Genomic DNA, 26647 nt, shown 5'->3' with positions numbered 1-26647 from the left:
GGCGGCGGCTCAGCTGTCCTTCTCCCCTTGCGGGAGAAGGTGGCCCTGCGCAACAGGGTCGGATGAGGGGTCGCACGGGGCCCGCACATCTACCCTCCACGTCATCCCGGCCGCAGCGAAGCGGAGAGCCGGGACCCAGGAGCCCAGCCCAGTCACCTGGCTCCCGGGTCTCCCTGCGGTCGCCCGGGATGACGGAGTTTGTTTCGGGCAGCGGAGCGCGCGCCCTCATCCAGCGTGCTCCTCGCCCGCCACCTTCTCCCGCAAGGGGAGAAGGACAGCCATCTCGATCCATCGTTTGCGAAAGGCCCACGCCATGAAACTCGACTCCAGCATCTCCGCCGTCATCACCGGCGGCGCCTCGGGCCTCGGCGCGGCCACGGCGCGGCGCCTGGCCGCTCACGGGGTCAAGGTGGCCCTCTTCGACCTCAACGAGGAGCTCGGCGAGGCCCTGGCCAAGGAACTCGGCGGCGTCTTCTGCAAGGTCAATGTCACCTCCAGCGAGGAGGTCGACGCCGCCTTCGCCAAGGCCCGCGCCGCCATCGGCCAGGAGCGCATCCTGGTCAACTGCGCCGGGGTCGGCGGCTCGGTGAAGACCGTCTCCCGCGACCGCGAGACCGGGGCGATCAAGGAGTACCCGCTGGAGAACTTCGAGCGCATCGTCCAGATCAACCTGATCGGGACCTTCCGCTGCATCACCAAGTCGGCGGCCGGCATGCTGACCCTCGACGTCCTGCCCGACGGCGACCGCGGCGCCATCGTCAACACCGCCTCTGTCGCCGCCGAGGACGGACAGATCGGCCAGGCGGCCTATACCGCGTCGAAGGCCGGCATCGTCGGCATGACCCTGACCATCGCCCGCGATCTCTCCAGCGAGGCCATCCGGGTCAACACCATCCTGCCCGGCATCTTCGACACCCCGCTGCTGCAGCGGGCCAGCGAGGCGGTGAAGGCGGGCCTGGCCGCCCAGGTCCCGTTCCCCAAGCGCCTGGGACAGCCGGAGGAATACGCCCATCTGGCCGAGACCATGATCGTCAACGGCTACTTCAACGGCGAGGACGTCCGCTTGGACGGCGCCATCCGCATGGCCCCGCGCTGAAACGGGTCTAAGACCCCATCGGACAGGCGAACAACAAGGAACCCCGCGACATGAATCTCGGACTGGACGGCAAGGTCATCTTCATCGCCGGCGGCAGCCGCGGCATCGGCCTGGGCATCGTCGAGGCCTGCCTGGCCGACGGCGCCAAGCTGGTGATCACCGCCCGCGGGGCCGACGAGCTGGAGGCCACCCGCGCCCGCCTGGCGGCGATCCACGGCCAGGACCGCCTGATCGCCATCAGTGGCGACATGCGCGACACCGCGGTGATCGAGGCCGCCGTGGCTCGCGCCGAGGACGAGTTCGGCCCGATCTTCGGCGCCGTGGCCAATGTCGGCCTGCACCCCTGTCCCCCCGGCTTCGAGGTGGACGACGAGACCTGGGACGCGGGGTTCAGCCAGAACCTGGACTCCGCCTGGCGCCTCTCGCGGGCGGCCCTGCGGCGGATGACGCCGCGCGGGGAGGGGTCGGTGCTGCTGATCAGCTCCATCGCCGGCCTGGGCGCCCTGGGCACCCCGCTCACCTACGGGACCTCCAAGGCGGCCATGAACCACCTCACCAAGGAGCTGGCCCGCATCGCCGGCGCCAGCGGCGTGCGGGTCAACGCCATCGCGCCCGGCAACATCGTCTTCCCCGGCGGCGACTGGGAGAACCGCGCCAACGGTCCCCGCGCCGCGGCCTGGAAACGCTGGATCGACCGCGAGGTCCCCCTTCAGCGCTTCGGAACCCCGGCCGAGATCGGCGCCGTCGCCGCCTTCCTGATGAGCCCCCTCGCCAGCTTCGTCACCGGCGCCGTCGTGCCGGTGGACGGCGGCCAGACCCGGTAGGGCAGGGGGCCTCTCGATCAGCGGAACATGGTCGGGTGAAAGGCGGCCAGCGACGATCAGCGCGGCCCGCATATCTCGCTCGCAGGCCCGCCCCACACCGTCGCCGCCACGTCGCCCGGATCACTGCGCGCGGGATGTCGCTGGCCATTTGCAGAATCCAACCAGCCGCTGGGATCACACCTCGAACCCGTGTTACCTGCCACGACTGTGGGGTGGGTTGGTTCCGCCGAAAACCCGCGAGTTCGGATCTCAGGAAGGCGCAAAATCATGGATGTTCTCGCTCTCGTCCGCGCCGGTCGGCATGCGGAGGTCATTCGGGAATTGGAGCCGAAATCCCGAGGCGGCGATGCCTCGTCATCGAACAACCTTGCGGTCGTTTATCGTCTGATCGGCGACAGTCGCTCGGAACTCGCCTACGCCGGCATCGCCTACCAGCAGGCCCCGAATTCCCTGGCCGCCCTCAACACACTGTTCCGGGCCCTCTATTCCGCCGGCCAGTTTCGCATGTTGGCCGACATTTACGCCGCACACGTGGGGCCGACGCGTCTCAATCACCACCACCACATGCTGGCGGCCCTGGCCCTCATCCGCGTCAACCGGACCGACGCCGCCATGCAGACCCTCGCGCGCGCGCCGGGCTTCCCAAGCGCCACGACGGCCGATGTCGAGGTGAAGTACATGCTGGCGTCGGCCCTGTCAGATTATGGGCAGGCCCTGGCTTGCCTCGACCGGCTTGAAGCCGCTGGACTGAACGTTCAGGCGCGGCGCATCTCCCAGTACTTCGCGGCCGGCGACATGGCGGCGGCCCTAGCCATCTTCGAGGCGCATCGCGACACGACCCCGGAGGTCGCGGCCCTTAGTAAGACCGCCTTGCTGTGCGCTGTAACCCTCGGCGATCGCGCCCGAATCGCATCGCTGAATGTCGGCATGCCCAAGGGGGTGGCAAAGGTCGCGGCCGACTACCTGGCCGGCGCCCAGGAGGTGGAAATTCAGGGTCGGACGCGAACCTACCGCTTCCCCTTCAGCCCCGAGAACCTGTCCATCTCTCTGCAGCACGCACGCGGCAACTTCTATGAGATGGTCGCGCTGGAGAACCTGCGGCGGCTGCTCACGCCGGGCGACCTGGTGCTCGACGTCGGCGCCAACATCGGCAACCACACCATCTATTTCGCCGGCGAGGCGGGATGCCGGGTCGTCGCCTTTGAATGTAATCCGAAGCTGCTTCCCCGCCTGCGCGCGGCGGTGAGCTTGGCGGGGCTGGAAGACCGGGTGAATCTCACACATCTGGGCGCGGCGATCTCCGACACGGTTGGCACCGCGCACTTCAATTTCATCCGCGACGACTTCTCTAATGTCTCGCAGGCGGCCAGCGACCACACCGAGGAGGTCCCGGCGATCACCCTCGACAGCCTGGGCTTCAGCGCGTGCCGACTGCTCAAGATCGACGTCGATGGCGGCGAACGTCCTGTCCTGGCCGGCGCTCGCCAGCTTCTGACCACCTGCCGACCGATCGTGGCCATCGAGGTCATGAACTACAACATGACCCACGTCTTGGAGCTGTTCTCAAGCCTGGATTACGACATCTACCGGGAGGATAGCGACCCGGAAACCTACAGCGATATCGTCTTCGCGCCTCGGGAAATGACCCTGCCGGAGTACTGACCGGCTAACGGAGTAGTAGTCTAGCATTCTGGGTTCGGTCAGTCCGGTGGCGCCTAGCGAGAGGGAAACTCGCTCTCCAAGGGCGCGAAGAGGAAGTCGCTATAGGTCGCGGGGCTGAAATCCTCACGTACGACTCCGTAGCCCTGCCTCTCCATGAAGGCGAGTATCTCGACCGTATTGAAGTTGCTGACCTCGATGGCCACGATCGGTCGATGCGTTGAGAGCAGCCCTTCGGCGCCCCTGAGCACCAACACCTCGCCGCCGTCGACATCGATCTTCAGAAGCTTGCAGGAGTCGACCGCCAGGCTGTCGAGGGTGATCGACGGAACCTTGGTCGCCCCCTCGATCGGCGCGCGAGAGATGCTGGAAAAGTCGTCGCGCAGCAGGTTGAAGGTGATCTCGCCCAGCGCATCGGAGACGGCCTTGCCGAGGTGAGCCAAGTCCACGAGGTCGGTCAGCTCCGCCGTCTCCACAGCGGCCATGAGCCGTGGAACGAGCCTGGAGTTGCACTCAAGGGGCAGCACCCGACATCCCGCTTCTCCGGCGAAGTAGATCGTGTGGTTGCCGATGTTGGCGCCGACATCGATCACCTGATCCCCGGGGGTCAACAGGCCCTTCAGCCGCCGTAGGGTGCGCGCCTCGTAGAACTGGCCCTGGGCGTGGGACATGGCGACGGTCAGGTTGGTCGGTTCGAAGGGGAACCGGTATCTGCGTACGTCACCGCGCACCTCCACATCCTCGGCTTTGTCGAGATAAAGACGCGCCAGCGCGAAGGCGTCTCCGGCAGTCGCCGGCATCAGCCGCGACACCTTTTCGCGGTCGCCCAGGATGATCGCGGAGAACATCGCTAAAGCCGCTTTGGCCGCGACGGACGGGTGCGAGTCCGCGTGGGTCTCGAAGCACCGAACGGTAGCGGGAAAGTCGCTGGCTGCGAATAGCTCCACCACCCGCTGACCCTCCACATCCTGTCCGAGGGCCCCCAGGCGATCCAGCAAGCGCAGAACCTCGGCGTGCTCACCCGCCGCGGCGGCGTGCCGCATCGCGACCCGGAGGTCTCCGGGCTGGTCCCTGGGAAAATCGCAAATGCGGTCGAGGGCGGCCTGCGCCTCGGCGATGCGGTTGATCCGGCAATAGGCCAGGGTCGCATAGAGGTGCTGATCGCGCCCGAGCCGCCCCTTGTTGGGAAAGGCCGCGTAGATGTCGGTCAGCAGGCGCGGTTGGTCGCCGGCCATCAGGGCCGTGAACAGCGTCGACACGCCGTCGACGGACGAGGGATCCTGCTGATAGGCGCGCAGGGCGTAGAATTGTTGCTGGGCCTTGTCGCCAAGCCAGCGATGAACGATCGCCAGGTTGCCCGACGCCGCGTGACTCCCCGCGTTGGACTGCGGCTCAAGCGCAGCGAAGATCTCCGCCTGGCGTCCGGCGCGGACGAGCGCGGCAAAATCCATGATCCATCCTTCGCACGTATGACGTGCTTCTTAGAGCGGCGCTTCGGCATGCTCAATGCGTTGACGCCTCTCACCGGCTGCCTAGGCCTGGCCGCCCGCCGCATTGGGTGGTGCTCGGTCGGGAAGCTGCACCTCGGTTGCGGGCCCGCGCCAGGGGCGCAAGCTTGACTTTGGCGGGGCGTCGCCCCACGCCGGAGGCATGAAAACCCTGTTCACGGCGCTGGCGCTCGCCGGCCTCCTCGCCGCCTCGACCGCCGCCGCCGAGCCGGCCCGCCGTCAGCGCGTCGCCGCCGACACCGCCGCCGAGTTCGACAATGTCGACGCCCGCACCGGCGGCCTCAGCCTCAGCTACGAGGCCTTCTCCAGCTCGGGCGTCGGCTATCGCCGGACCTACCGCTCGCCGGCCGCGCAGGTCTTCCCCGGCCACGGGGTGTTCGGGGAGGGTTGGGGCTCGATCTTCGACACCACGGCCCTGCCCCTGCCCGACAACACCATCGTGGTGATGGAGGAAGGGTACGGCGGGATCACGATCTACGGCGTCCCCTCCCAGGCCCAGGCCCTGCGCGGCGCCACGGCCCTCGCCGACGTCGCCATCGCGGCCAAGGATCTCCCCGCCGCCGAGCGGGCCGAGATCATCGCCGGCCTGATGTCGTCGCTGCCGGCCCGGGTGGCCTTCACCGCCCGCCATGGCGTCGCCGGAACCCTCGGCATGGCCGGCGCCCTGCCCATCGATCCGCGGTCCCCGTCGCCGGAACCGGTCTGCGCCCAGGCCCAGCTGGACTGGAACGGCGACAAGACCCAGAGGACCAGCCGGTACGAGCGGCGCCGGTGCGATGGGGTGACCGAGCGCTTCGACGACGAGGGCCGCCTCGACGTCCGCCACCTGTCCGACGCCCAGAGCGCCCAGGTGGTGTCTTGGGAGCCGAAGACGGGGCTGCTGGAGTCCTTCACCCAACACGACACCCGCAAGCCCTGGGGGCATGCCACCGACCGGACCCTCACCTTCCGTCACACCCTCTCCGGCGAGGTCCGCACGATGATCGTCACCAGCCAGGCCGGCGAGACCGTCACCTACGCCTTCGACCGCCAGGGCCTCAACACCCGGGTCAGCAGCCCCACCGGCGACACCTACGACTTCGCCTATGACGCGGCGGGCGCCCTCACCGACATCGGCTTCATCGACACCACCCATCGCCGCTTCGCCTATGACGCCGAGGGCCGGGTGATCGCCGTCACCGGCCGCAACGGCGAACGCACCACCTTCGTCTACCGCACCCGGGGCGGGCGCCCCGAGACCGAGGTTCGCCGGACGGCTCCGGGTCGCGGGGAGGACGCGGTGATCCTGGAGTTCGACGCCTGACCCCGCGAGACCTCGACGGTCACATGTCGGCCCCCGTCGGCCGGCCGCCAAGCCCGCAACCCCTTGCGCCGCAACACCTCGCGGCCCATGCGGGGTCGTCAAAGGGCCTTGTCTTCCATCCACGCCCACCGACAGGTGAAACGGGGCGTCCGGCTTGACTCTCCGCCCCACCTGTCGCACCGCCGAGACATGAAAACCCTGCTGACCGCGGCCGCCTGCGCCGCCCTGCTCACGGCCCTCCCGGCCCAGGCCGCCGACCTCGCCGCCACCGCCGCGAGCCTGCGCGACAAGGCGCTGACCGACCCCACCGCCTGGGAGGTCCTGGAGAGCCTGACCACCGAGGTCGGCGGCCGCCCGGTCGGCTCGCCGGCCATGGCCCGGGCCAAGGACTGGAGCGTCGCCACCTTCAAGCGCCTGGGCTTTTCCAACGTGAAGGTGGAGACCTTCCAGACCGGCGCCTGGTCCCGCGGGGCCGAGAGCGCCGCCATCGTCTCCCCCTATCCCCAGCCCCTGCACATCCTGGGTCTGGGCGGCTCCTCGCCCACCCCGGCGGGCGGGCTTGAGGCCGAGATCGTGGTCTTCTCCGCCTATGCCGACCTGCTGGCCCAGCCCCCCGGCGCCCTGAACGGCAAGATCGCCGTGGTCACCCAGAAGATGACCCGCACCCAGGACGGCTCGGGCTACGGCGCCATCAACGCCCAGCGCACCTCTGGCCCCGTCGAGGCCGCCAAGCGCGGGGCCGTGGCCTATCTGACCCGTTCCCTCTCCACCGACGACACCCGCCTGCCGCACACCGGCGGGGCCGCGCCCGCAGGCATTCCGGCCGCGGCGCTGTCGACCGTCGACGCCGAGCTGCTGGACCACATGGCCGCCCGCGGCCGGCCGATCCGCATCCGGCTGGACATGGCCTCCAGCTTCGATCCCAAGGCGACGGCCTGGAACATCTCCGGCGAGATCGTCGGCCGCGAGAAGCCCGACGAGGTGCTGGTGATCGGCGGCCACCTGGACAGCTGGGACCCCGGCACCGGGGCCGTCGACGATGGGGCGGGCGTCGCCATCATGACCGGCGCCGCCAAGGTCATCGCCAGCCTGCCCAAGGGCCCGCGCCGCACCCTGCGCGTGGTGATGTTCGGCTCCGAGGAGCAGGGCGGCAGCGGCACGGCCTACGCCGCGGCCCACAAGGACGAGATCGGCAAGATCGTCCTGGTGGGCGAGAGCGACGAGGGGGCCGGCCTGATCTGGCAGGCCGACCTGCCCAAGGGGGCCGCCGCCGCGCCCGAGATGAAGGCCTTCGCCAAGGTGGTCGCGCCCCTGAAGGTGATCGTCACCGGCGACCCCAGCCGCTTCGGCGGCTCCGACGTTGGCCCCATGGTCCGCCTGGGTGCGCCGGTCGTGGACCTGCACCAGGACGCCAGCCGCTATTTCGACCTGCACCACTCGGCCGACGACACCCTGGACAAGGTCGATCCCAAGGAGCTGGCCCAGAACGTCGCGGTCTGGACCGCCTTCCTCTACACCGTCGCCGACAGCGACATCGATTTCCGCAAGCTCGCCTCGGAGGCCAAGTGAGCCAACCCCTTTCCGGCCACCACGTCGCCCTGCTGCTGGGCGGCCTCTCCTCCGAACGCGATGTCAGCCTGGTCTCGGGTCGGGAATGCGGCGACGCCCTGGAGCGCCTCGGCGCCAAGGTCACCCGCGTCGACGCCGGCCGCGACCTGGCCCAGGTCCTGGCCAAGCTGAAGCCCGACGTCTGCTTCAACGCCCTGCACGGGGAGTGGGGGGAGGACGGCTGCGTCCAGGGGGTTCTGGAGACCCTGGACCTGCCCTACACCCACTCGGGCGTCCTGGCCTCGGCGCTCGCCATGGACAAGGCCAAGTCCAAGGCCGTCCTGGCCGCCGCCGGGGTGACGGTGCCGGGCGGGGGGCTGTTCAACCGCTTCGAGGCCGCCGCCGGCCACGTGATGGCGCCACCCTATGTGGTGAAACCCAACGCTGAGGGGTCCTCCGTCGGGGTCTATATCGTTCTGGACGGCGCCAACCGGCCGCCGCAGGAGATCGTCGCGCCCGAATGGACCTTCGGCGAAGAGGTGATGATCGAGCCCTATATCCGCGGCAAGGAGCTCGCCGTGGCGGTGATGGACGGCAAGGCCCTGACCGTCACCGACATTGTCCCCAGATCGGGTTTTTATGACTACGAGGCCAAGTACGGGGAGGGGGGCTCCGAACACATCCTGCCGGCGCAAATTCCCTTGCCCGTCTTGGAAAAAGCCATGGCGCTCGCCGAGCGCGCCCATGCTGCGCTTGGTTGTCGCGGGGTTACCAGATCCGACCTTCGTTATGACGACATTAACGACATTCTGGTCCTTCTAGAGGTCAACACCCAGCCCGGCATGACGCCGACTTCGCTCGTCCCCGAGCAAGCGGCGCTGAAGGGCGTGGACTTTGACAACCTGGTGCTTTGGATCACGGAGGACGCTTATGCCCGCGGCGCTGCGGGGGGGATCGCGAGTTTCGGCGAAACCCCGGGCTAGAAAGCCCGCTGGCTCCAAGTCTCGCTCCCAGGCCAAGGCGCCTGCGGGGTACGCCCCCGCGAAGCTGGGCGCCGCCCGCGGCGTCGGCCTCTCCCCGCAACATGCGCTGATCGGCGCCGGCGGCGTCCTGGCCATCGCCCTGATCGCGACCCTGGCCACCGGCGACCGCGCCCACAAGCTGTCCCAGGCCATCAATGGCGCGGTGGGCGGCCAGTTCGCCCATCTCGGCTTCCGCCTCAACGCGGTGCACGTCCAGGGGGCCTCGCCCATGGCCACCGCCGACATTCTGGCCGCCGCCGGGGTCTACAAGGACCAGCCGATGCTGGGCCTGGACCTGGAGCAGCTGCGCCAGCGCATCGAGGCCGTGGGCTGGGTCAAGGAAGCCCGCGTCATCCGCCTGCTGCCCGACACGCTGGTCCTGGCGGTGGTGGAGCGCAAGCAGCTCGCCGTCTGGCAGCACAACGGCCAGAGCCACGTGATCGACGACCACGGGAAGATCATCCCCGAGGCTCGGTCCGACAAGTTCCCCAGCCTGCCGCTGATCGTCGGCGAGGGGGCCAATGAATACGCCGCCGAGATCCTGCCCGAGGTGGCCGCGCGACCGCGGCTGATGGAGCGGATCGAGGCCCTGGTGCGGGTGGACAACCGCCGCTGGGATCTGCGGCTGAAGGACGGATCGCTGGTGCAGCTTCCGGCGGTGGACGAAGACGGCGCCCTGATAAAACTGGAGCAGCTGGATCAGAGCCAGCGCATCCTGGAACTGGGTTTCGAGCGGATCGATCTGCGTGATCCGAGCGTGGTGGCGGTGCGGCCGCGCGACGGGGCCCTTCCCGGGCAACTCGTCGCGAACGGCGTTTGAGGAAGAGGGCAGACCAGTTGGCGACCCGTGTTGAGGACCGCAAGGAGAGCCGCGAGGGGCTGAAGGCCGCGCTTGGCCGCCAGCCGGTGATCGCCGCGGTGGACCTTGGCGCGTCCAAGGTGAGCTGCTTCATCATGAAGCATGACGGCGTGCGCCGGTCCGACCGCACCCTGACGGCGGCCGGCGTCGGCTATGTCCAATCGCGCGGCGTGCGCGGCGGGGCGATCGTCAATCTGGACGAGGCGTCCGACGCCATCGCCCAGGCCGTGGAGCGCGCCGAGAACGTGGCCGGGGTCCAGGTCCAGGGCGTCACCGTCGCCACCGGCGGCGGCCAGCTCACCAGCCACCGCATCTCCGGGCGTGTGTCGCTCGGGGCCCGCGCCATCTCCGACAACGACCTGGTGCGCGCCATCCAGGCCGCCTTGGCCCAGGTCAAGCTGCCCGGCCGCCGCGCCGCCCACATCCTGCCGGTCGCCTGGAGCGTGGACGGCCAGTCGGGCATCCGCGACCCGCGCGCCATGTTCGGCCGCGCGCTCGCCGTGGAGCTGCTGGTGGTCTCGGTCTCCGAGGCCGTCTTCCAGACCCTGGGCGCCTGCGTGGAGCGGGCGCACCTGCAATTCGACGGCGTGGTCGCCGCCCCCTTCGTCTCGGCCCTGGCCGCCCTGGAGGAGGACGAGATGGACCTGGGCGCCGTTTGCATCGACATGGGCGGCGGCTCGACCTCGGCGGCGGTGTTCTCCGGCGGCAGCCTGGTCCACGTCGAGACCCTGCCGGTGGGCGGCAGCCACGTGACCGCCGACATCGCGCGGGGCCTATCGACCTCCATCGCCGGCGCCGAGCGGATCAAGACCCTGCACGGCTCGGCCATCGCCTCGGCCAATGAGGACCGCGAGATGATCGAGGCGCCGCCGCGCGGCGACGATCCCGGCGCGGGTCCGGTCATCGCCCCGCGCTCCCTGCTCAAGGGCATCATCGCCCCGCGGGTGGAGGAGACCCTGGAACTGCTGCGCGACCGTCTGAGGGCGTCGGGCGCGCCCGTGGAACCGGGCGCGGGCCTGGTCCTGACCGGCGGCGCCAGCCAGCTGGCCGGCGTCCGCGAAGTGGCCGTGCGGGTGTTCGACCGCCCGGTGCGGCTGGGCCGGCCCCGTCGCGTGCCGCACCTGGCCGACGCCGCCTCCGGTCCCGCCTTCTGCGCGGCGGCCGGCGTCCTGCATCGCCATGCGTTCGGCCCCCGCGAGGCGGTCTCGGCCAAGGCCCTGGCTTCCGCCAAGCTGCGGCGGGAGCCCCTGGATCCAGGCGCCAATCCGGTGGCCAAGGCCGCCGCCTGGCTGCGCGAGAACCTCTGATCACAATGCAGGGACGCGAAGGCGCCTGAACGGACGATCCGGTCCGGCGGCGCCGATTGGAGCGATTTTTGCGGCGTCTCCTGTGATTGCAACACAGGGGCGGCGCAGGTCTTGTCACTCAACCTCGAACCATCTTCTTCTGGCACAGTCCATGCCAGGAGTGGGACATCGCGAAGCGTCGCCCTCGATTTCCTGCGGTTCGCGGCCGCCGGCCTGGTGGTGCTCTACCACTACCAGAGCGAGGGGCCCTTTCCCCTGTCGCGGCTCAGCCCGGTCTTCCTGCGGGGCTATCTGGTCACCGACCTGTTCCTGATCCTGTCGGGCTATGTCCTGGGTCGGGCCTATGGCCGGCAGGTGGCCGCCAGCGCCATCAGCGACGAGGACTTCCTGCTGCGCCGGGTGCTGCGGATCTGGCCGGCACACCTGGCGATGCTGACCGCCTTCGCCGCGGTGGTCTTCGCCGCCGGCTTGGCCGGCCGGCCGCCCGCTCGGCCGGAGGCCTTCCAGTGGGGCGAGCTTCCCGCCCAGGCTCTGCTGGCCCATGCCTGGTCTGGCCATGGCGGCGGCTGGAACCTGCCGACCTGGACCCTCTCGGCCCTGGTGATCTGCTACGCGGCCTTTCCCATGGTCTGGCGCCGCCTGCGCGGGGTCGGGGATGGCCTGCTGCTGTTCCTGGGGGGCATGGGCCTGATCTGGCTCGCCGATCTGGCCGTCCGCCGCGCCTATGGCCAGACGATCTACGACCTGCACTTCAATCTGGGCGTCCTCCGCGCCCTGCCGATGTTCGTGTTCGGGATGTGCGTGGCCCGCGCCGCCGAGTGCGACTGGCCGCGAGCCGAGTGGGCGACCGGCCTGGCCCTGGCCGCCGGGACCGCGGCCGCCCTGCTGCAGGCGCTGGGCCGCTTCGACCTGCTGAGCGTGGCCCTGCTGGGGCTGACCATCGCCGCCTGCGGGCGGATGCGGATGACCTGGGGCGCCGACCTCGCCGCCCGGGCGGCCCGGATCTCCTTCGCCCTCTACATCACCCACATCCTGGTGGGCATGCTGTGGTTCAACGCCGAGCGCGCCCTGGTGGGCCGGCTGCATCCGCCGGTCTGGGAGCAGTGGGCCTTCTGGGCCTGCGCCCTGCCGGCCGCCCTGCTGGTCGCCACCCTGTTCGACCGCTGGGTGGACCAGCCGATGCAGCGCGGCGTGGCCCGCGTGCTGAAGAATCGGCTCAAGCCGGCGGGGCCGAAACCTGGGCCGGCCGGCCTGCCCTCGGCATGACGCCGGGGCAGGTGACGCAGATCCACTGAGTCGGCGCCCGTCGACTCACAATCGACTCAGTTGAGTCGCCAACCTGTTCCTTGAATATGTTCAGCGGCTTGACGAAATCTGTGAGTCAGGGTGTCGCAGTTGGCGGTCGTGAATCTCACCTAAGCCTTATGCGCCAACAAATTTTGCACGGTTGGCGCCTCGACGGACCTCCGACTCGCCTTATGCAGTTAACCGCCAATTAACGATGGTAGGCGTTTCCTTAACGCCATCCGTCGCGGGAGCCTGGCGGGCGGGTCGCCTCGTCTCCCACGAATGACTGACGGAGGACGTAGAGGTCCCAATGGCTATTGCACTTTCCGCGCCGCGCGCGACTGAATTGAAGCCGCGCATCGTTGTGTTCGGCATCGGTGGGGCAGGCGGTAACGCCGTCAACAACATGATCGAGGCGGGCCTCGAGGGCGTCGAGTTCGTGGTCGCCAACACCGACGCCCAGCAGCTCTCGTTCTCCAAGACCGACCGTCGCATCCAGCTCGGCGTGCAGGTGACCCAGGGCCTCGGGGCCGGGGCGCACCCGGAAGTCGGCATGAGCGCCGCCGAGGAATCCATTCCCGAGATCGGTGAGCACCTCGACGGCGCCCACATGGTCTTCATCACCGCCGGCATGGGCGGGGGCACCGGCACCGGCGCAGCTCCGATCATCGCCAAGTGCGCCCGTGAGCGGGGCATCCTGACCGTGGGCGTGGTCACCAAGCCCTTCCACTTCGAGGGCCGTCACCGCATGCGGCTGGCCGACGCCGGCATCAGCGAACTGCAGCGCTATGTCGACACCCTGATCGTTATTCCGAACCAGAACCTTTTCCGGGTCGCCAACGAGCGGACCACCTTCGCCGAGGCCTTCGGCATGGCCGACCAGGTCCTGCACTCCGGCGTCCGCTCCATCACCGACCTGATGGTGCTGCCCGGCCTGATCAACCTCGACTTCGCCGACGTCCGCACGGTCATGACCGAGATGGGCAAGGCGATGATGGGCACCGGGGAGGCGTCCGGCGAGGACCGCGCCCTGATGGCAGCCCAGAACGCCATCCAGAACCCGCTGCTGGACGAGGTCTCGCTGAAGGGCGCCAAGGCCGTGCTGGTCAATGTCACCGGCGGCCTGGACATGACCCTGCTGGAAGTCGACGAGGCGGCCAACGCCATCTCCGAGCAGGTCGACCCCGAGGGCAACATCATCTTCGGCGCGGCCTTCGACCCGAGCCTGGAGGGCATGATCCGCGTGTCGGTCGTGGCCACGGGCATGGACGGAGCCTCCATCGCGGCGATCGAGCCGAAGATGGAACGCCGCCCGCTGACCGCGCCGCCGCTGCGCGCCACCGAGCAGTCCTACGCGCCGCAGCCGGCCCCGGTCGAACCCGTGCGGTCGATCTACGCCACCCCGGCCGCCCAGGCGCCCGCGCCGCGCTACGAAGCCCCGCGCCAGGAGGCTCCGGTCTATCGCGCTCCGGCCGCCACGGCCCCGGCGCCTGCCCCGACCCCGGCGCCCGCCGCCTATCTGGACGAGGACGCCGAAGCCCAGGGCGACCTGTACGCCGCCCCGGCTCCGGCGCCGGCGCCCCGTGTCGAGCCCCAGATCATCCAGGCCGCGGCGCCCCAGCCCGCCGCCCCGCCGCCCATGACCCGGATCGTCGATCCGTCCGTGGCCGACGAGGAGGACGAGCCCCTGTTCACCGACGCGGCCTTCGAGGACCGCCGTCCGCAACGCAGCGGCGGCTTTCTGAGCCTGTTCGGCAGCCGTCCCCGCTACGACGCCCCGGCGCCCGCCCCGGCGGCCCGTCCCGCGGCGCGCGGCGGCGCTCAGCCCGCCGAGGCCCCGGCCCCGCAGGAGCAGGCCGACAGCCAGGAAGACCTGGAAATCCCGTCCTTCCTCCGTCGTCTGGCCAACTAGGCTCAGGCTCAAGCTTCAGAACTGGCGCATGGCCGGGCTCACGCCCGGCCATGTTGCGTTTCAGGCCCCGGTTCGCGCCTCAGGCGAAGATGCTTACCATTTGAATCGACTGGCAATTCCCGACGTCCCGATTCGAAACATTCGGAAACAGGACGTGTCTTGCGGCGCCGCAGCATAGCCCTTAATCGGGCATCTCTGGCGTATCGTGGCCGTCTTGGCCGCCTGCGAAGCACGAAGGGTTCCGGTCTTGGCCGCATCTGCGTTTCAACACACCCTGCAGGGCCCGGCGATCTTCGCCGGCGTCGGCGTGCACACCGGCGCCCACACCCGGGTCGCGGTTCGACCCGCGGCCGCCAATACGGGAATCGTCTTCGTCCGCACCGACGTGACCGACCGCGACAACCGCGTGCCGGTGACCGCCGAGGCGGTCTGCAAGACCCAGCTGGGCACCGTGATCACCAACGCCGCCGACGTCACCGTGGCCACCATCGAGCACCTGATGGCCGCCTTGGTGATGCTCAACATCGACAACGCCGTCGTCGAGCTGGACGGCCCCGAGATGCCGATCATGGACGGCTCCTCGCAGCCCTTCATCGAGATCCTCGACCGCGCCGGCCGCCGGGGCCAGGACGCGCCGCGCCGCTATATCGAGATCCTGGAGACCGTCGAGGTCGTGGAGGGCGACAAGCGCGCCACCCTCAGCCCGGCCGACCAGTTTGAGGTGGCCTTCGAGATCGCCTTCGACTCCAAGGCCATCGGCCGTCAGCGGGTGGACCTGCCGATGGACGAGCGGGCCTTCCGCAGCGAACTGGCCAACTGCCGCACCTTCGGCTTCCTGCACGAGGTCGAGGCCCTGCGCGCCATGGGCTTGGCGCGCGGCGGCTCGATGGAGAACGCCGTCGTCATCGAGGGCGACCGCATCCTCAATCCGGAGGGCCTGCGCCGTCCGGACGAGTTCGTGCGCCACAAGGCGCTGGACGCCATCGGCGATCTCTTCGTGCTGGGGGCCCCGGTCCTGGGCCGCTTCGAGGGCGTGCTGGCCGGCCACGGGATCAACAACGCCGTCGTCCGCGCCCTGGTGGCCCGTCCCAACGCCTGGCGCTATCGCAGCCTGGTGGACAACCTGGCCCAGGCCGTCTGAGCCGCTAGGCTAGGCCGCGAAGCTGCCGGCCGCGGGTCTGACCCGCTCGCCCAGTCCGATTTCGAAGTCGCGCAGGATTTCGTGCGCCTCTTCCCCCGACGCCTCGATCCTCGCGCCCTCCGGGAACCGGAACCGCCAGAAGCTGGCGATGTGCGACAGGGCGCCCATGGTCTCGCCCAGGGCGAGGAACATGTCCGGGGCGCTGATCAGGAACTCGCAAAAGGCCTTGGGATTGCCGTTGACCGTCAGGTCGCGGAAGGCGTCGTCATAGACCCCCATGGCCCGGTTGACCGCCGAATAGGCGCGCCCAACGGCGCGGCGGATCCGGACGCGGGCCTCGTTGACATAGGTGACGGTGTCCGGCTCGCACGGCCTGTGCAGCTTCAACTCCCCCAGTTCCACCAGGGTGTCGCGAATGCGCGGCCGCAGATCCTCCATCGACCACTTGTAATAGAGGAAGCCCTTCCAGCTGAAGACGCCCTCGCTGAAGGCCGAGGGGGTCATGCCGAAGGTGAGGCGCAGAGGCTCGAGCTTCGAATCGATCCGGGTCGAGAGCAGGGCGCTCACCAGCCTGGTGGTCTGCTCCGGATCGCTGGCGCCGACGTCCCCGAAGGCCAGGGTGATCAGCTCGGTGACCTCGGCGCCCACGAAGGCCCGCATGCGCTCGACGTCGGCGGGGGAGATGGCGAAATAGCAGGCGGCCACGTCCACCTTGTGCCGGCTCAGATGCTCCCGCAGCAGGAAGGGATCGAAGGACGGCAGCTTGTTCATGATGCGCAGCGTGTTGACGTCGTGCTTCAGGTCCGAGCCCTCGCCACAGACCTCGGCCAGGGTCTCGCGCCACCCGGGGTGGTCCAGCATGACCGACTGACCCCCCAGCTCCAGTTGTTCCCGGTGCAGGGGCAGGATGATCTTGGTGGTGATCTGGTTTTCGCAGGTCAGGACATAGGCCTCGTCGCGCCGCAGCCTGTGCTTCACGAACAGGGCGGTGTTGAGGATCCGGGACCGGAAGAAGGGCTGGGCCGAGTACTCGGGCGTGTCGGACCATTCACGCGCCACCGACACCAGGTTCAGGACCCTAGCGGTGGAGGCGGTCGCCTCAAGATTTCCGAGATTCCTGACGCCGTAGGAGGAGGGTGTCGGGAACCCGTACGAAGCATTGCTCATGGTGCGTGATCACATTCCGACGCCAGGATAAGGTGTAGCTTTAAACCGAAGGTTTACAGAGGTCCGGCGCCGCCATGGGGCTCCAGACGGGGCCTGGCGTCCCCGCCGGTTGAATCTCCGGGCGTCGCGGCCCTGTCATGAATGGCCCGGCGCCCCGCCTTCCGTTTGCGCCCCGCCAAGCGTGGTGTAGAAGCAAGGTCACGCGGCGCGGGGGCGCGCATTTGGTCTTTTTGAGGTGACGGTGTCCTTGCTTCGCAATTCCTGGGGTCGCCCGGCGCTTGTCGCCTGCATGGTCGCCCTTGCCCTCGCCGGGTGCGCCGGCAAAGCCAAGCGGCCCAAGCTGGCCTATGAAGAGCGCCCCGTGGAGCTGCTCTACGCCACCGGCGCCGACCGGATGGACCGCGGCCTCTGGAACCAGGCCGTCGACTACTTCCAGGAAGTGGAGCGCCAGCACCCCTATTCGGAGTGGTCGCGCCGGGCGATCCTGATGACCGCCTACGCCCACTACCAGGCCAACAACTACGCCGAGGCCATCGGCGACGCCGACCGCTTCATCTCGCTCTATCCGGGCAACCCGGCGGCCACCTACGCCCACTATCTGAAGGCCATCTGCTATTTCGAGCAGATCGTCGACGTGGGCCGCGACCAGGCCGCCACCGGCCAGGCGCTGGAGAACCTGCGCGAGGTCGTGCAGCGCTATCCCCGCACCGAATACGCCGCCGACGCCCGCCTGAAGATCGACATGGTCAATGACCAGCTGGCCGGCAAGGAAATGACCATCGGCCGCTGGTACCTGCGTCAGGGCGACACTATCGCCGCCCTGGGCCGCTTCCGCACGGTGATCGACCGCTATCAGACCACCACCCATGCGCCGGAAGCCCTCTACCGCCTGGTGGAGGCCTATCTGACCCTGGGCCTGGCCGAGGAGGCCAAGCGCAACGGCGCGGTGCTCGGGTTCAACTATCCGGGCGATCCCTGGTACGCCGACGCCTACAAGCTGCTGACCGACAAGGGCCTGCGTCCTGCGGTCGAGCCGGCGGCCAAGAAGCGGGGGATGCTGTCGCATCTGCCGTTCCGCAAGGACAAGACCGCGACCCTCAAGCCGCCGTCGACTCCAATTGAAGAACCTAAGGCGAACTGACCGCTTCCAGCGCGTCTGATTCCGGGCGATCTTCCCCGACATGCTGATCGGACTTTGGATCCGCGACGTCGTGCTCATCGAGGCCCTGGACCTGTCCATCGGGCCGGGCCTGACGGCGCTTACCGGCGAGACCGGGGCGGGCAAGTCGATCATCCTCGACGCCCTGGGACTGGCCACCGGCGCGCGCGCCGACGCCGGCCTCGTGCGCCAGGGCGCGAGCCAGGCCATGGCCTCGGCCGTCTTCGCCCCGCCGCCGGACCATCCGGTCTGGGACGTGCTGGAGGAGAAGGGCTTGGCCTACGCCCGCGACGAGGACCTGGTGCTGCGCCGGACCCTCTCCGTCGACGGCCGCAGCCGCGCCTTCGTCAACGACCAGGCCACCAGCGTCGGGGTTCTGAAGGAGCTGGGCCAGCACCTGCTGGAGGTGCACGGCCAGCACGAGACCGTCGGCCTGCTGGACGCCCGCACCCACCGGCCGCTGCTGGACGCCTATGGCGCCCTGACGCCCCTGGCCAAGGCCGTGGGGTCGCGCTGGACCGCCTGGCGTGAGGCCCGCGTCCGGGCCGATGCGCTGCGGGAGGCCGTGGACCGCGCCGCCGCCGACGCCGAGGAGCTGACCCTGCGGCTCTCCGAGCTGGACCGCCTCGATCCCCATGAGGGGGAGGAGACGGCGCTCGCCGAGGAGCGCGCCATCCTGGGGGCGGCCGAGAAGGCCATCACCGACATCAATGACGCGCGGGCCGCCTTCGAGGGCCTGACCGGCAAGCTGGCCGCCGCCGTCCGCGCCGTGGAGCATGCCCGGGCCCGCGCCGTCCAGGCCGGCGCCGCCGAGGACGGGGCCGCTGTCAGCCGTCTCACCGCCGCCAGCGCCGCCATCGATCGGGTGTTCGGCGAGGCCCAGGAGGCCGAGGCCGCTGTGGACGCCGCCGCCGAGGCCTTCGACTTCCGCCCCGATCGGCTGGAAAAGGCCGAGGAGCGGCTCTTCGAACTGCGCGGCATGGCCCGCAAGCTGCAGGTCTCGGTGGAGGAATTGCCGACCCTGCGCGTTCGCTTCGCCGAGCGCCTGCGGGCCATGGAGTCCAGCGAGGACGACCTGAAGGCCGCCGACGCCGCCGTGGCCCAGGCCCGCGCCGCCTATCTGGCCGACGCCGAGAAGCTGTCGGCCGCTCGCCGCGCCGCCGGCGACCGCCTGGCCGCCGCGGTCATGACCGAGCTGCCGCCGCTGAAACTGGACAAGGCCCGCTTCCGAGTCGCCGTCGAGGCCCTGGCCGAGGACCGCGCCGGACCGACCGGGACCGACCGCGTCGCCTTCGAGATCGCCACCAATCCGGGCGCGCCCTTCGGCGACCTGGGCGCCATCGCCTCGGGCGGGGAGCTGGCGCGCTTTGCGCTCGCCCTGAAGGCGGCGCTCGCGGGCCGCGCCGAGGGCGTGCAGCCGCTGATGATCTTCGACGAGGTGGACCAGGGGGTCGGCGGCGCGGTGGCCGACGCCGTGGGCCTGCGCCTGCGCCGCCTGGCCGCCGACGCCCAGGTGCTGGTGGTGACCCACTCGCCCCAGGTGGCCGCCCGCGCCGACGCCCACTGGCGGATCGCCAAGGCTGGGGACGGAGACCGCCTGCGCACGGCGGTGGAGACCCTGTCGCCGGCCGATCGCGAAGAGGAGATCGCCCGCATGCTGGCCGGCGCCCAGATCACCGACGCGGCCCGCGCCGCCGCCCGGGCGCTGATGCATGCTTGAGACCGCCAAACCGGTCGCCGAGCTGGAGGCGGGCGAGGCCGTCGAGGAGCTGACCGCTCTCGCCGACGAGATCGCGCGCTACGATATCGCCTATTATCAAGAAGATGCGCCGAGGATCTCGGACGCGGAATATGACGCCCTGAAGCGCCGCAACGCGGAGATCGAGGCGCGGTTTCCCGAGCTGGTGCGGGAGAATTCGCCCTCCCTGCGGGTGGGAGCGGCCCGGGCCGAGCAGTTCTCGCCGGTCGAGCACGGCGTGCCCATGCTCAGCCTCGACAACGCCTTCTCCGACGAGGAGGCCGTGGAGTTCGACGCCCGGGTGCGGCGCTTCCTGAAGGCCGGCGGCGAGCCCATCGCCTATACGGCCGAACCCAAGATCGACGGGCTGTCGGCCTCCCTGCGCTACGAGAAGGGGATCCTCGTCCAGGGGGCGACCCGCGGCGACGGACGGGTGGGGGAGGATGTCACCGAGAACCTGCGGACCCTTTCGGAAATCCCCAAGCGGCTGGCGGGCTCGGGCTGGCCGGAGGTGATCGAGGTGCGCGGCGAGGTCTATCTGGGCCATGCCGAGTTCGCCGCCCTCAACGCCTCCGCCGAGGCCGCGGGCCAGAAGACCTACGCCAATCCCCGCAACGCCGCCGCCGGCTCCCTGCGCCAGATCGATCCGAGGATCACCGCGACCCGACCCCTGCGGTTCTTCGCCTATGCCTGGGGCCTGATCAGCGGACCCTTCGCCGACACCCAGTGGGAGGCGCTCGCCAAGCTCAAGGCCTGGGGGTTCCAGACCACGCCCCAGTCACAGCGGGTGGTGGGCGCGCAGGGGCTGCTGGCCGCCTATGGCGACATGGAGACGGCGCGGCCGAAGCTCGCCTTCGACATCGATGGCGTGGTCTACAAGGTCGACCGGCTGGACTGGCAGCAGAGGCTGGGCTTCATCACCCGCACGCCGCGCTGGGCCATCGCGCGGAAGTTCCCCGCCGAGCGCGCGCGGACGGTGCTGGAGGCGATCGACCTGCAGGTGGGCCGGACCGGGGCGGTGACGCCGGTGGCGCGGCTGCGGCCCGTCACGGTGGGGGGCGTGGTGGTGGAGAACGCCACCCTGCACAATGCCGATGAGATCGCCCGCAAGGACCTGCGGGTCGGGGACACGGTGATCATCCAACGGGCCGGCGACGTCATCCCGCAGGTGGTGGAGGCGGTGCTGGCCGAACGGCCCGCCGACGCCGTCCCCTTCGAATACCCGACCCACTGCCCCTGTCCGCTGCATACGCCGCTCGCCCGGGAGACCACGGCCTCGGGGGCCGAGACGGTGGTGCGCCGCTGCACCGGCGAATTCGCCTGTCCCTTCCAGCGCATCGAGCACCTGCGCCATTTCGTCGGCCGCCGCGCCTTCGACATCGAGGGCCTGGGGGAGAAGCAGCTCACCGCCTTCTACGAGCGCGGCTGGATGCGCGAACCCGCCGACATCTTCCGGCTGGCCCGGGACGAGGAGCGCCTGACCGAGCTGCGCGGAACCGAGGGCTACGGCGAGACCAGCATCGCCAACCTGGTGGCTGGGATCGACGCGCGCCGGCAGATCCCCCTCGACCGCTTCATCTTCGGCCTGGGCATCCGCCACATCGGCGAGACCACGTCCCTGGCGCTTGCGCGCCACTACGAGACCGTCGAGGCCTTCATCCGCGCGGGTCAGGCGGCCGCCGAACAGCGGCCGGGTCCGGATTACCTGGCGCTCTCGACCCTGGACGGCATTGGCCCCACGGCCCTGGAGGCGATCATCGCCTGGGGGCGGACGAAGCCCGACACCTTGATCCCGGCCGGGGCCTCGATGGATGAGCGGCTGCGACTCTCCATCCCGAAGATCAACAGCCGGGCGCGGCAGGCGCTGATTGACCTGTTCGGCGACTGGGCGACCTTCGAGGCCGCCGTGACCCAGGCCGCGCGCCAGGGGCCCGGCGAGGACTTCCTGGAACTGGCCACGGTGGACGCCGTCGGCGTGGTGGCCGCCCGGATGATCGCCGAGTTCTTCGGCGAGCCGCACAATCGCGACATGGTGGCCAAGCTGGCGGCCGAACTGCGCGAGGTTCAGGCCGTCGCCAAGCCGAAGACCGACACCGCCGTGGCCGGCAAGACCATCGTCTTCACCGGCGCCCTGGAGAAGATGACCCGCGACGAGGCCAAGGCCCAGGCCGAGGCCCTGGGCGCCAAGGTTTCCGGCTCGGTGTCGAAGAAGACCGACCTGGTGGTGGCCGGCCCCGGCGCCGGCTCCAAGCTGAAGACCGCCACCGACCTTGGGATCGAGGTGATCTCCGAGGACGAGTGGCTGGCCCTGGTGGCGCGCTGATGACGAGCCCGACGCCCGAGGCGGCCCTGGAGGAGGAACTGCGGATCGGGCAGGGGCGGTTGCGCGGCCATATGCTCAACCTCGCCGAACTGATCTTCCGGCGGGTCCTGGCCAAGGCGCCGGAGAACCTTACGGCGTTGCGTCTGCTGGGGGTCACCCTCCACAAGCTCGGTCGGAGCGATGAGGCGATAACCCACCTGCGCGCCGCCACGGAGGTGGCGCCGGAGGTTCAGTTCAGTTGGTGGGACCTGGCCGTGGTCCTGCGCGACGTGGGCCAGGGCGCGGCGGCGGCCGAGACCCTGGCCCGCGCCAACGGTCTGGTCGGGCGCGATCCGGCGGCGACAGGCCTGCCGCCGCTGGCGGCTCTGACCCTCTCGGATGATCGCACCGTCCGCAAGGTGACCGTCGTCGACTACCCCTACGAGATGGCCATCCGCTATGGCGCGGGCCGCCCGCCTCATCCCGAACTGTTCGACCTGATCGGCCGGGGACGAGATCGCTATGCGGCGTTCATCGACCAGCTTGGCGACATCCAGCCCCAACTGGCCGATATCCCGCTGGGCGGCTCCTACGCGGATTCCAAGCCGTTCTGGTTGAACAGTTGGTTTCCCGCCCTGGACGGCATGGCGCTCACGCAGATGTTGCGCCGCCACGCGCCCGCGCGGTTCCTGGAAATCGGTTCAGGTATGTCCACCAAGTTCGCCCGGCGCGCGGTGGAGACCTACGGGCTTTCGACGACCCTGCTGTCCATCGATCCTCAACCGCGCGCCACCATTGATCGGTTGTGCGACGAGGTGATCCGCCGGCCGCTGGAAACCTGCGATGCTGCGATGTTCCAGACCCTGGAGGCCGGCGACATCCTGTTCCTGGATTCGTCGCACCGCGCGTTTCAGAACTCCGACGTCACGGTCTTCTTCCTCGAGATTCTGCCGCGCCTGAAGCCCGGGGTGATCGTGCACATCCACGACATCTACCTGCCGGACGACTATATCAGCGGTCACGTCTACCGGATGTGGAACGAGCAATACCTTCTGGCCACCGCCCTGTTGTTCGGGGGCGACAGCTTCGAGATCCTGTTCCCCTGCTGGTTCGTGGGCCAGGACCCAGCCCTGTCGGCCAAGGCCAAGGCCCTGCTGTGCAAGGGTCCGCTGAACGAGCTGGATCTCTACGGCGCCTCGTTCTGGCTCACCAAGACCTGACGGACGCCCTCTGGCGCGGAGGGCGCCCGTGGGGACCGTCGTCAGGCCGAGCGCGCCGTGACGATCCAGGTGGCCGAGGGCAGCTTGACGCCGTCAGGGCCGTCGTGGGCGGCCAGGGCCTCGCGGACGGCGGCGACCACGGCGTCGCGGCGGTCGGGATGTTCCCGCAGCATGGCGCCCAGGGGGCCGACCTTGAGGGACACGGCGAGGGTCTGGTCGAGGTCGCCGCTGCCGATCTTCTGATCGTGACGGGTCAGCTCGACATCCGTGAAGCCCGCCGCCGCGAGGATGCCGCGCACCCGGTCGGGATCGGCGAAGGCGAAGGGGCCCGGCGCGTGGGGATCGGGCGCCGGAGGCGGGACCGCCGGGGCCGGCAGGTGGGCCATGGCGGCGGCCATGGGCAGGGACATGAAGGGGTTCTCGTCGGGCGCACGCCAGCAGACGAAGGCCAGGCGGCCGCCGGGCTCCAGGGCGCGGCGGATATTGGCGAAGGCGGCCGGCGGATCGGAGAAGAACATCACCCCGAAGCGCGAGAAGGCGGCGTCGAAGCTCGCGGCCTCGAAGGGGGCGGTCTGGGCGTCGGCCTCCTGGAAGGTCAGGCCCGCGAGGCCCTCGCCCCGGCGGCGGGCGACCTCCAGCAGCGGATGGGAGATGTCGACCCCCAGGACCGAGCCCCCAGGGGCGACGGCGCCCGCCAGGGCCAGGCTGGTCTGTCCCGCACCGCAGCCGACATCCAGCACCCGCTCGCCGGGCCTTGGGGCGAGGGCGGCCATGGCGCGCAGACCGAGCGGTTCAAGCTGGTGGTCGAGGCGGTCCTGCAGGCTGGCCCAGGTGTCGCCGGCGCCGGCGTTCCAGTAGGCGGCCTGATCGGCGTTGGGGGTGGGGTTGCTCATGGTCTGACCTCAGAGCGGCGCGCAGGCGGTTTCCAGCCAGGCGCGGACATCGGCGGGCGCGCGAGGGCCGACCACCTTCAGGACTCGGGCGTGATAGGCGTCCATCTGGGCGCGCTCATCGGGGGTGAGCAGGGCGACCTCGATCAGACGCCGGTCGATCGGCGCCAGGGTCAGGGTCTCGAACCCCAGCATCGGCCGCTCGCCGCCGGGAATGGGAGCGGGCTCGGTGACGTACTGCAGGTTCTCGATGCGGATGCCGTAGGCGCCTTCCTTGTAGTAGCCGGGCTCGTTGGAGACGATCATGCCGGGCTGCAGGGCCACGAAGTTGGGCAGCTTGGCGATCCGCTGCGGGCCCTCGTGGACGCCCAGATAGGATCCGACCCCGTGGCCGGTGCCGTGGTCGTAGTCGAGGCCGCGGGCCCAGAGGTGCATGCGGGCGAGCGCGTCCAGGGCCGAGCCGGTGGTGCCGGCGGGGAAGCGGACGGCGGCCAGGGCCAGGTGGCCCTTGAGCACCAGGGTGAAGCGCTCGCGCATCTCCGGGCTGGGCTCGCCGATGGCCACGGTGCGGGTGACGTCGGTGGTGCCGTCCAGGTACTGGGCGCCGGAATCCACCAGCAACAGGGAGCCCGAGACGGTCTTCTTGTTCAGGCGAGTGATGGGCCGGTAGTGGACGATGGCGCCGTTGGAGGCGGCGCCGGCGATAGTGTCGAAGGAGAGGTCCTTCAGGGCGCCGGTCGCTTCGCGGAAGCCCTCCAGCCGGGTCACGACCTCCAGCTCGTCGGGCAGGCTGGTCTGGGCCTCGGTGGCCAGCCAGTGGAGGAAGCGGGCGAGCGCCACGCCGTCGCGGGCGTGGGCTTCGGTCGTCCCGGCGATCTCGGTCCTGTTCTTGGTGGCCCGGGGCAGGGCGCAGGGATCGTCGCCGCGCACCACCTCCGCGCCGGCCTTGGCCAGGGCCTCGAAATACCAGGCCGAGGAGAGGCCGGGATCCACCAGGACGCGGCGGCCCTTCAGGTCGGCCAGGGCGGCGGGCAAGTCGTCGGGGGTCTCCAAGGTCACCTGGTTGCCGAGCCAGGCCGGCAGGTCGGGGGTCACCTTGGCGGGGTCGAGGAACAGGCGGGCCGTGCCGTCCTTGTTGAGGATGGCCTGGGAGAGGGGTAGGGGGGAGCGGATCACGTCGCCGCCGCGGATGTTGAACAGCCAGGCGATGGAGGAGGGCGCGGTGAGCACGGTGGCGTCGGCGTTCTTGGCGGCCAGCGCCTTGCCGATGCGCAGGCGCTTGTCGGCGGAGTCCTCGCCGGAGTGCTCCAGGGGCTGGGGCACGACGGGGGCGGTCGGCTGGGCGGGGCGCTGGGCGCCCCAGGCCTGGTCCAGGGGATTGGCGGCCACGGCCTTGAGCTCGGCGCCGGCCTTGGCGGCCGCGGCCTTCAGGCGATCGAGCGCGTCGGGGCTGTGCAGGCGGGGATCGTAGCCCACCACCTGGCCCGCGGCCGTGGCGGTCTCGAGGTAGGCGGGCACGCCGCCGTCGACGAGGTCGCGGATCTCGAAGGTGGTCTCATCGACCTGATCGCGGACCTGCAGGGTGTAGCGCCCGTCCACGAAGACCGCCGCCTTGTCCTTCAGGATCACCGCGGCGCCGGCCGAGCCGGTGAAGCCTGTGGCCCAGGCCAGGCGGTCGTTGGCCTCGGGCAGGTACTCGTTCTGATGCTCGTCCTCATGGGGGACGAGGAAGCCGTCCAGGCCCTGGTCGGCCATGGCCTTGCGGATCAGGGGGACGTGGCGGGGCCCGAAGGAGCGGTCGGTGGTTTCTTCGAAGGTCTGGCGCATGGCAGGCATGTAAGCCGTTCGGCGCGGGGCCGCAAAGGGTCGAAGCTTGCAGATCACGCCCCGGCTCGGCTAGAACCTGCCCATGGTTCGCGCTTACGCCCTGGCTTGCAGCAATTCCAACGGTCCCATCGGGGTCGTTCGAACGCGCATGCCTTGAGCTAGAGCGCCTTCGAACCAGACCCCGCCAACATCGGCCGGGGTCTGAAAGACAAGAGAACCCGTCCGATCTTCCCACATCGGAGCGTTCCCATGACCACCAAGACCGAAGATACGCCGCCCTGGTTTCCGCTGGAGACCGAGCGATTGCGCCTGCGCCCCTTCCGGCCCGAAGACTATGACGACGTCCACGCCTACGGCTCGGACCCGCGGGTCTCGCGCTTCATGGAATGGGGCCCCAACACGCCCGAGATTTCGAGCCACTTCCTCAATCTGCAACTGAAGCAGCAGGAGACCTGGCCCCGCCCGGATGTCAGCCTGGCGGTGGAGGTAAAGGCGAGCGGGACGGTGGCCGGCTCCATCCGTCTCTGGACGGTGGACGAGGCCCACCGCACGGCTGAGCTCGGCTACAGCCTGGGACGCCCTTACTGGCGGCAGGGGATCGGCAGCGAGGCCGCCCGCGCCATGCTGACGGCCGGATTCGAGACGCTGGGCCTGCACCGGATCATCGCCACCTGCGACGTGCGCAACCGAGGATCCTGGGGGGTGATGCGCAAGCTGGGCATGCGCCGCGAGGCCAGGCTGCGGCGTGATCGCATCGTCAAGGGCGACTGGCGTGACACCTATCTCTACGCCTTGCTGGCCGACGAGTGGCGGGCTAATTATACCCGGATATAATTGACATCGGGCGGGAGCGGGGCTAGGTCTCCGTCTCCCGCCCG

The 26647-nt window shown here is 69.9% G+C and carries 20 protein-coding genes; 16 read left to right on the top strand and 4 right to left on the bottom strand.

Annotated features, from left to right (window positions below):
* The first annotated feature begins 313 nt into the window (after positions 1-313).
* The 3 genes from AC1RN5_RS11305 (at position 314) to AC1RN5_RS11295 (ending at position 3582) form a co-directional block, all read left to right on the top strand.
* Entirely contained in the window at positions 314-1096 is a 783-nt protein-coding gene (locus AC1RN5_RS11305; RefSeq protein ID WP_493041241.1) for an SDR family NAD(P)-dependent oxidoreductase, read from the top strand.
* A gap of 50 nt (positions 1097-1146) precedes the next feature.
* On the top strand, positions 1147-1920 hold the full coding sequence (locus AC1RN5_RS11300) for an SDR family NAD(P)-dependent oxidoreductase (protein WP_493041240.1): 774 nt from the start codon (positions 1147-1149) through the stop codon (positions 1918-1920).
* Between the two features lie 267 nt (positions 1921-2187).
* A complete protein-coding gene (locus tag AC1RN5_RS11295) occupies positions 2188-3582 on the top strand; it encodes an FkbM family methyltransferase (protein ID WP_493041239.1) in 1395 nt (464 codons plus the stop codon).
* 53 nt (positions 3583-3635) lie between these two features.
* Here AC1RN5_RS11295 and AC1RN5_RS11290 read toward each other — a convergent pair whose 3' ends face one another.
* Positions 3636-5030: an FkbM family methyltransferase gene (locus AC1RN5_RS11290; protein ID WP_493041238.1), complete on the bottom strand. Its 1395-nt coding sequence runs from the start codon at positions 5028-5030 to the stop codon at positions 3636-3638.
* A 199-nt stretch (positions 5031-5229) separates the two neighbouring features.
* On the opposite strand from AC1RN5_RS11290, the gene AC1RN5_RS11285 reads away from it, so the two are divergent.
* The 8 genes from AC1RN5_RS11285 (at position 5230) to lpxC (ending at position 15466) form a co-directional block, all read left to right on the top strand.
* On the top strand, positions 5230-6390 hold the full coding sequence (locus AC1RN5_RS11285) for a hypothetical protein (RefSeq protein ID WP_493041237.1): 1161 nt from the start codon (positions 5230-5232) through the stop codon (positions 6388-6390).
* A 189-nt stretch (positions 6391-6579) separates the two neighbouring features.
* The gene (locus AC1RN5_RS11280; RefSeq protein WP_493041236.1) at positions 6580-7959 is read left to right on the top strand and encodes a M20/M25/M40 family metallo-hydrolase; all 1380 of its coding nucleotides are present in this window, start codon (positions 6580-6582) and stop codon (positions 7957-7959) included.
* Positions 7956-8921, top strand: coding sequence for a D-alanine--D-alanine ligase (locus AC1RN5_RS11275; RefSeq protein ID WP_421930942.1), 966 nt, complete (start codon positions 7956-7958; stop codon positions 8919-8921). Before AC1RN5_RS11280 ends, AC1RN5_RS11275 begins: the two co-directional genes overlap by 4 nt.
* Positions 8869-9780, top strand: a complete 912-nt coding sequence (locus AC1RN5_RS11270) for a cell division protein FtsQ/DivIB (protein ID WP_421930943.1) — start codon at positions 8869-8871, stop codon at positions 9778-9780. The genes AC1RN5_RS11275 and AC1RN5_RS11270 overlap by 53 nt, the downstream gene beginning before the upstream one ends.
* A 134-nt stretch (positions 9781-9914) precedes the next feature.
* On the top strand, positions 9915-11126 hold the full coding sequence (ftsA, locus tag AC1RN5_RS11265) for a cell division protein FtsA (protein ID WP_493041488.1): 1212 nt from the start codon (positions 9915-9917) through the stop codon (positions 11124-11126).
* Between the two features lie 111 nt (positions 11127-11237).
* Complete coding sequence (locus AC1RN5_RS11260) at positions 11238-12392, top strand: acyltransferase family protein (protein WP_493041235.1); 1155 nt, start codon at positions 11238-11240, stop codon at positions 12390-12392.
* A gap of 331 nt (positions 12393-12723) precedes the next feature.
* The gene (ftsZ, locus tag AC1RN5_RS11255) at positions 12724-14325 is read left to right on the top strand and encodes a cell division protein FtsZ (protein WP_493041234.1); all 1602 of its coding nucleotides are present in this window, start codon (positions 12724-12726) and stop codon (positions 14323-14325) included.
* Between the two features lie 247 nt (positions 14326-14572).
* Positions 14573-15466, top strand: a complete 894-nt coding sequence (gene lpxC / locus AC1RN5_RS11250) for a UDP-3-O-acyl-N-acetylglucosamine deacetylase (RefSeq protein ID WP_493041233.1) — start codon at positions 14573-14575, stop codon at positions 15464-15466.
* A 9-nt stretch (positions 15467-15475) separates the two neighbouring features.
* On the opposite strand, the gene AC1RN5_RS11245 is transcribed toward lpxC, so the two are convergent.
* Complete coding sequence (locus AC1RN5_RS11245) at positions 15476-16633, bottom strand: hypothetical protein (RefSeq protein WP_493041232.1); 1158 nt, start codon at positions 16631-16633, stop codon at positions 15476-15478.
* 235 nt (positions 16634-16868) lie between these two features.
* Here AC1RN5_RS11245 and AC1RN5_RS11240 point away from each other — a divergent pair, with 235 nt between their 5' ends.
* The 4 genes from AC1RN5_RS11240 to AC1RN5_RS11225 are packed head-to-tail and all read left to right on the top strand — an operon-like array spanning position 16869 to position 23052.
* Positions 16869-17774, top strand: a complete 906-nt coding sequence (locus AC1RN5_RS11240; protein WP_493041231.1) for an outer membrane protein assembly factor BamD — start codon at positions 16869-16871, stop codon at positions 17772-17774.
* Positions 17775-17814: 40 nt separating this feature from the next.
* Positions 17815-19512: a DNA repair protein RecN gene (recN, locus tag AC1RN5_RS11235; RefSeq protein WP_493041230.1), complete on the top strand. Its 1698-nt coding sequence runs from the start codon at positions 17815-17817 to the stop codon at positions 19510-19512.
* Positions 19505-21853, top strand: coding sequence for an NAD-dependent DNA ligase LigA (ligA, locus tag AC1RN5_RS11230; protein ID WP_493041229.1), 2349 nt, complete (start codon positions 19505-19507; stop codon positions 21851-21853). Before recN ends, ligA begins: the two co-directional genes overlap by 8 nt.
* On the top strand, positions 21853-23052 hold the full coding sequence (locus AC1RN5_RS11225) for a class I SAM-dependent methyltransferase (RefSeq protein ID WP_493041228.1): 1200 nt from the start codon (positions 21853-21855) through the stop codon (positions 23050-23052). The genes ligA and AC1RN5_RS11225 overlap by 1 nt, the downstream gene beginning before the upstream one ends.
* A 41-nt stretch (positions 23053-23093) precedes the next feature.
* Here AC1RN5_RS11225 and AC1RN5_RS11220 read toward each other — a convergent pair whose 3' ends face one another.
* Positions 23094-23945: a class I SAM-dependent methyltransferase gene (locus tag AC1RN5_RS11220; RefSeq protein WP_493041227.1), complete on the bottom strand. Its 852-nt coding sequence runs from the start codon at positions 23943-23945 to the stop codon at positions 23094-23096.
* Between the two features lie 9 nt (positions 23946-23954).
* Positions 23955-25769, bottom strand: a complete 1815-nt coding sequence (locus tag AC1RN5_RS11215; RefSeq protein WP_493041487.1) for an aminopeptidase P family protein — start codon at positions 25767-25769, stop codon at positions 23955-23957.
* 249 nt (positions 25770-26018) lie between these two features.
* Between AC1RN5_RS11215 and AC1RN5_RS11210 the strand changes: the two genes are divergently transcribed.
* Positions 26019-26603, top strand: a complete 585-nt coding sequence (locus tag AC1RN5_RS11210; protein WP_493041226.1) for a GNAT family N-acetyltransferase — start codon at positions 26019-26021, stop codon at positions 26601-26603.
* Positions 26604-26647: the final 44 nt, after the last annotated feature.

Source organism: Phenylobacterium sp. GW821-FHT12F10 (assembly GCF_058806695.1).
This window is presented reverse-complemented; position numbering and strand designations above follow the sequence as displayed.

Excerpts from the sequence above, each read along its gene's own strand:
- AC1RN5_RS11305 (WP_493041241.1), top strand. The coding sequence starts at position 314 with ATGAAACTCGACTCCAGCATCTCCGCCGTCATCACCGGCGGCGCCTCG.
- AC1RN5_RS11300 (WP_493041240.1), top strand. The coding sequence starts at position 1,147 with ATGAATCTCGGACTGGACGGCAAGGTCATCTTCATCGCCGGCGGCAGC.
- AC1RN5_RS11295 (WP_493041239.1), top strand. The coding sequence starts at position 2,188 with ATGGATGTTCTCGCTCTCGTCCGCGCCGGTCGGCATGCGGAGGTCATT.
- AC1RN5_RS11290 (WP_493041238.1), bottom strand. The coding sequence starts at position 5,030 with ATGGATTTTGCCGCGCTCGTCCGCGCCGGACGCCAGGCGGAGATCTTC.
- AC1RN5_RS11285 (WP_493041237.1), top strand. The coding sequence starts at position 5,230 with ATGAAAACCCTGTTCACGGCGCTGGCGCTCGCCGGCCTCCTCGCCGCC.
- AC1RN5_RS11280 (WP_493041236.1), top strand. The coding sequence starts at position 6,580 with ATGAAAACCCTGCTGACCGCGGCCGCCTGCGCCGCCCTGCTCACGGCC.
- AC1RN5_RS11270 (WP_421930943.1), top strand. The coding sequence starts at position 8,869 with ATGCCCGCGGCGCTGCGGGGGGGATCGCGAGTTTCGGCGAAACCCCGG.
- ftsA (WP_493041488.1), top strand. The coding sequence starts at position 9,915 with ATGAAGCATGACGGCGTGCGCCGGTCCGACCGCACCCTGACGGCGGCC.
- ftsZ (WP_493041234.1), top strand. The coding sequence starts at position 12,724 with ATGGCTATTGCACTTTCCGCGCCGCGCGCGACTGAATTGAAGCCGCGC.
- AC1RN5_RS11245 (WP_493041232.1), bottom strand. The coding sequence starts at position 16,633 with ATGAGCAATGCTTCGTACGGGTTCCCGACACCCTCCTCCTACGGCGTC.
- recN (WP_493041230.1), top strand. The coding sequence starts at position 17,815 with ATGCTGATCGGACTTTGGATCCGCGACGTCGTGCTCATCGAGGCCCTG.
- ligA (WP_493041229.1), top strand. The coding sequence starts at position 19,505 with ATGCTTGAGACCGCCAAACCGGTCGCCGAGCTGGAGGCGGGCGAGGCC.
- AC1RN5_RS11225 (WP_493041228.1), top strand. The coding sequence starts at position 21,853 with ATGACGAGCCCGACGCCCGAGGCGGCCCTGGAGGAGGAACTGCGGATC.
- AC1RN5_RS11220 (WP_493041227.1), bottom strand. The coding sequence starts at position 23,945 with ATGAGCAACCCCACCCCCAACGCCGATCAGGCCGCCTACTGGAACGCC.
- AC1RN5_RS11215 (WP_493041487.1), bottom strand. The coding sequence starts at position 25,769 with ATGCGCCAGACCTTCGAAGAAACCACCGACCGCTCCTTCGGGCCCCGC.
- AC1RN5_RS11210 (WP_493041226.1), top strand. The coding sequence starts at position 26,019 with ATGACCACCAAGACCGAAGATACGCCGCCCTGGTTTCCGCTGGAGACC.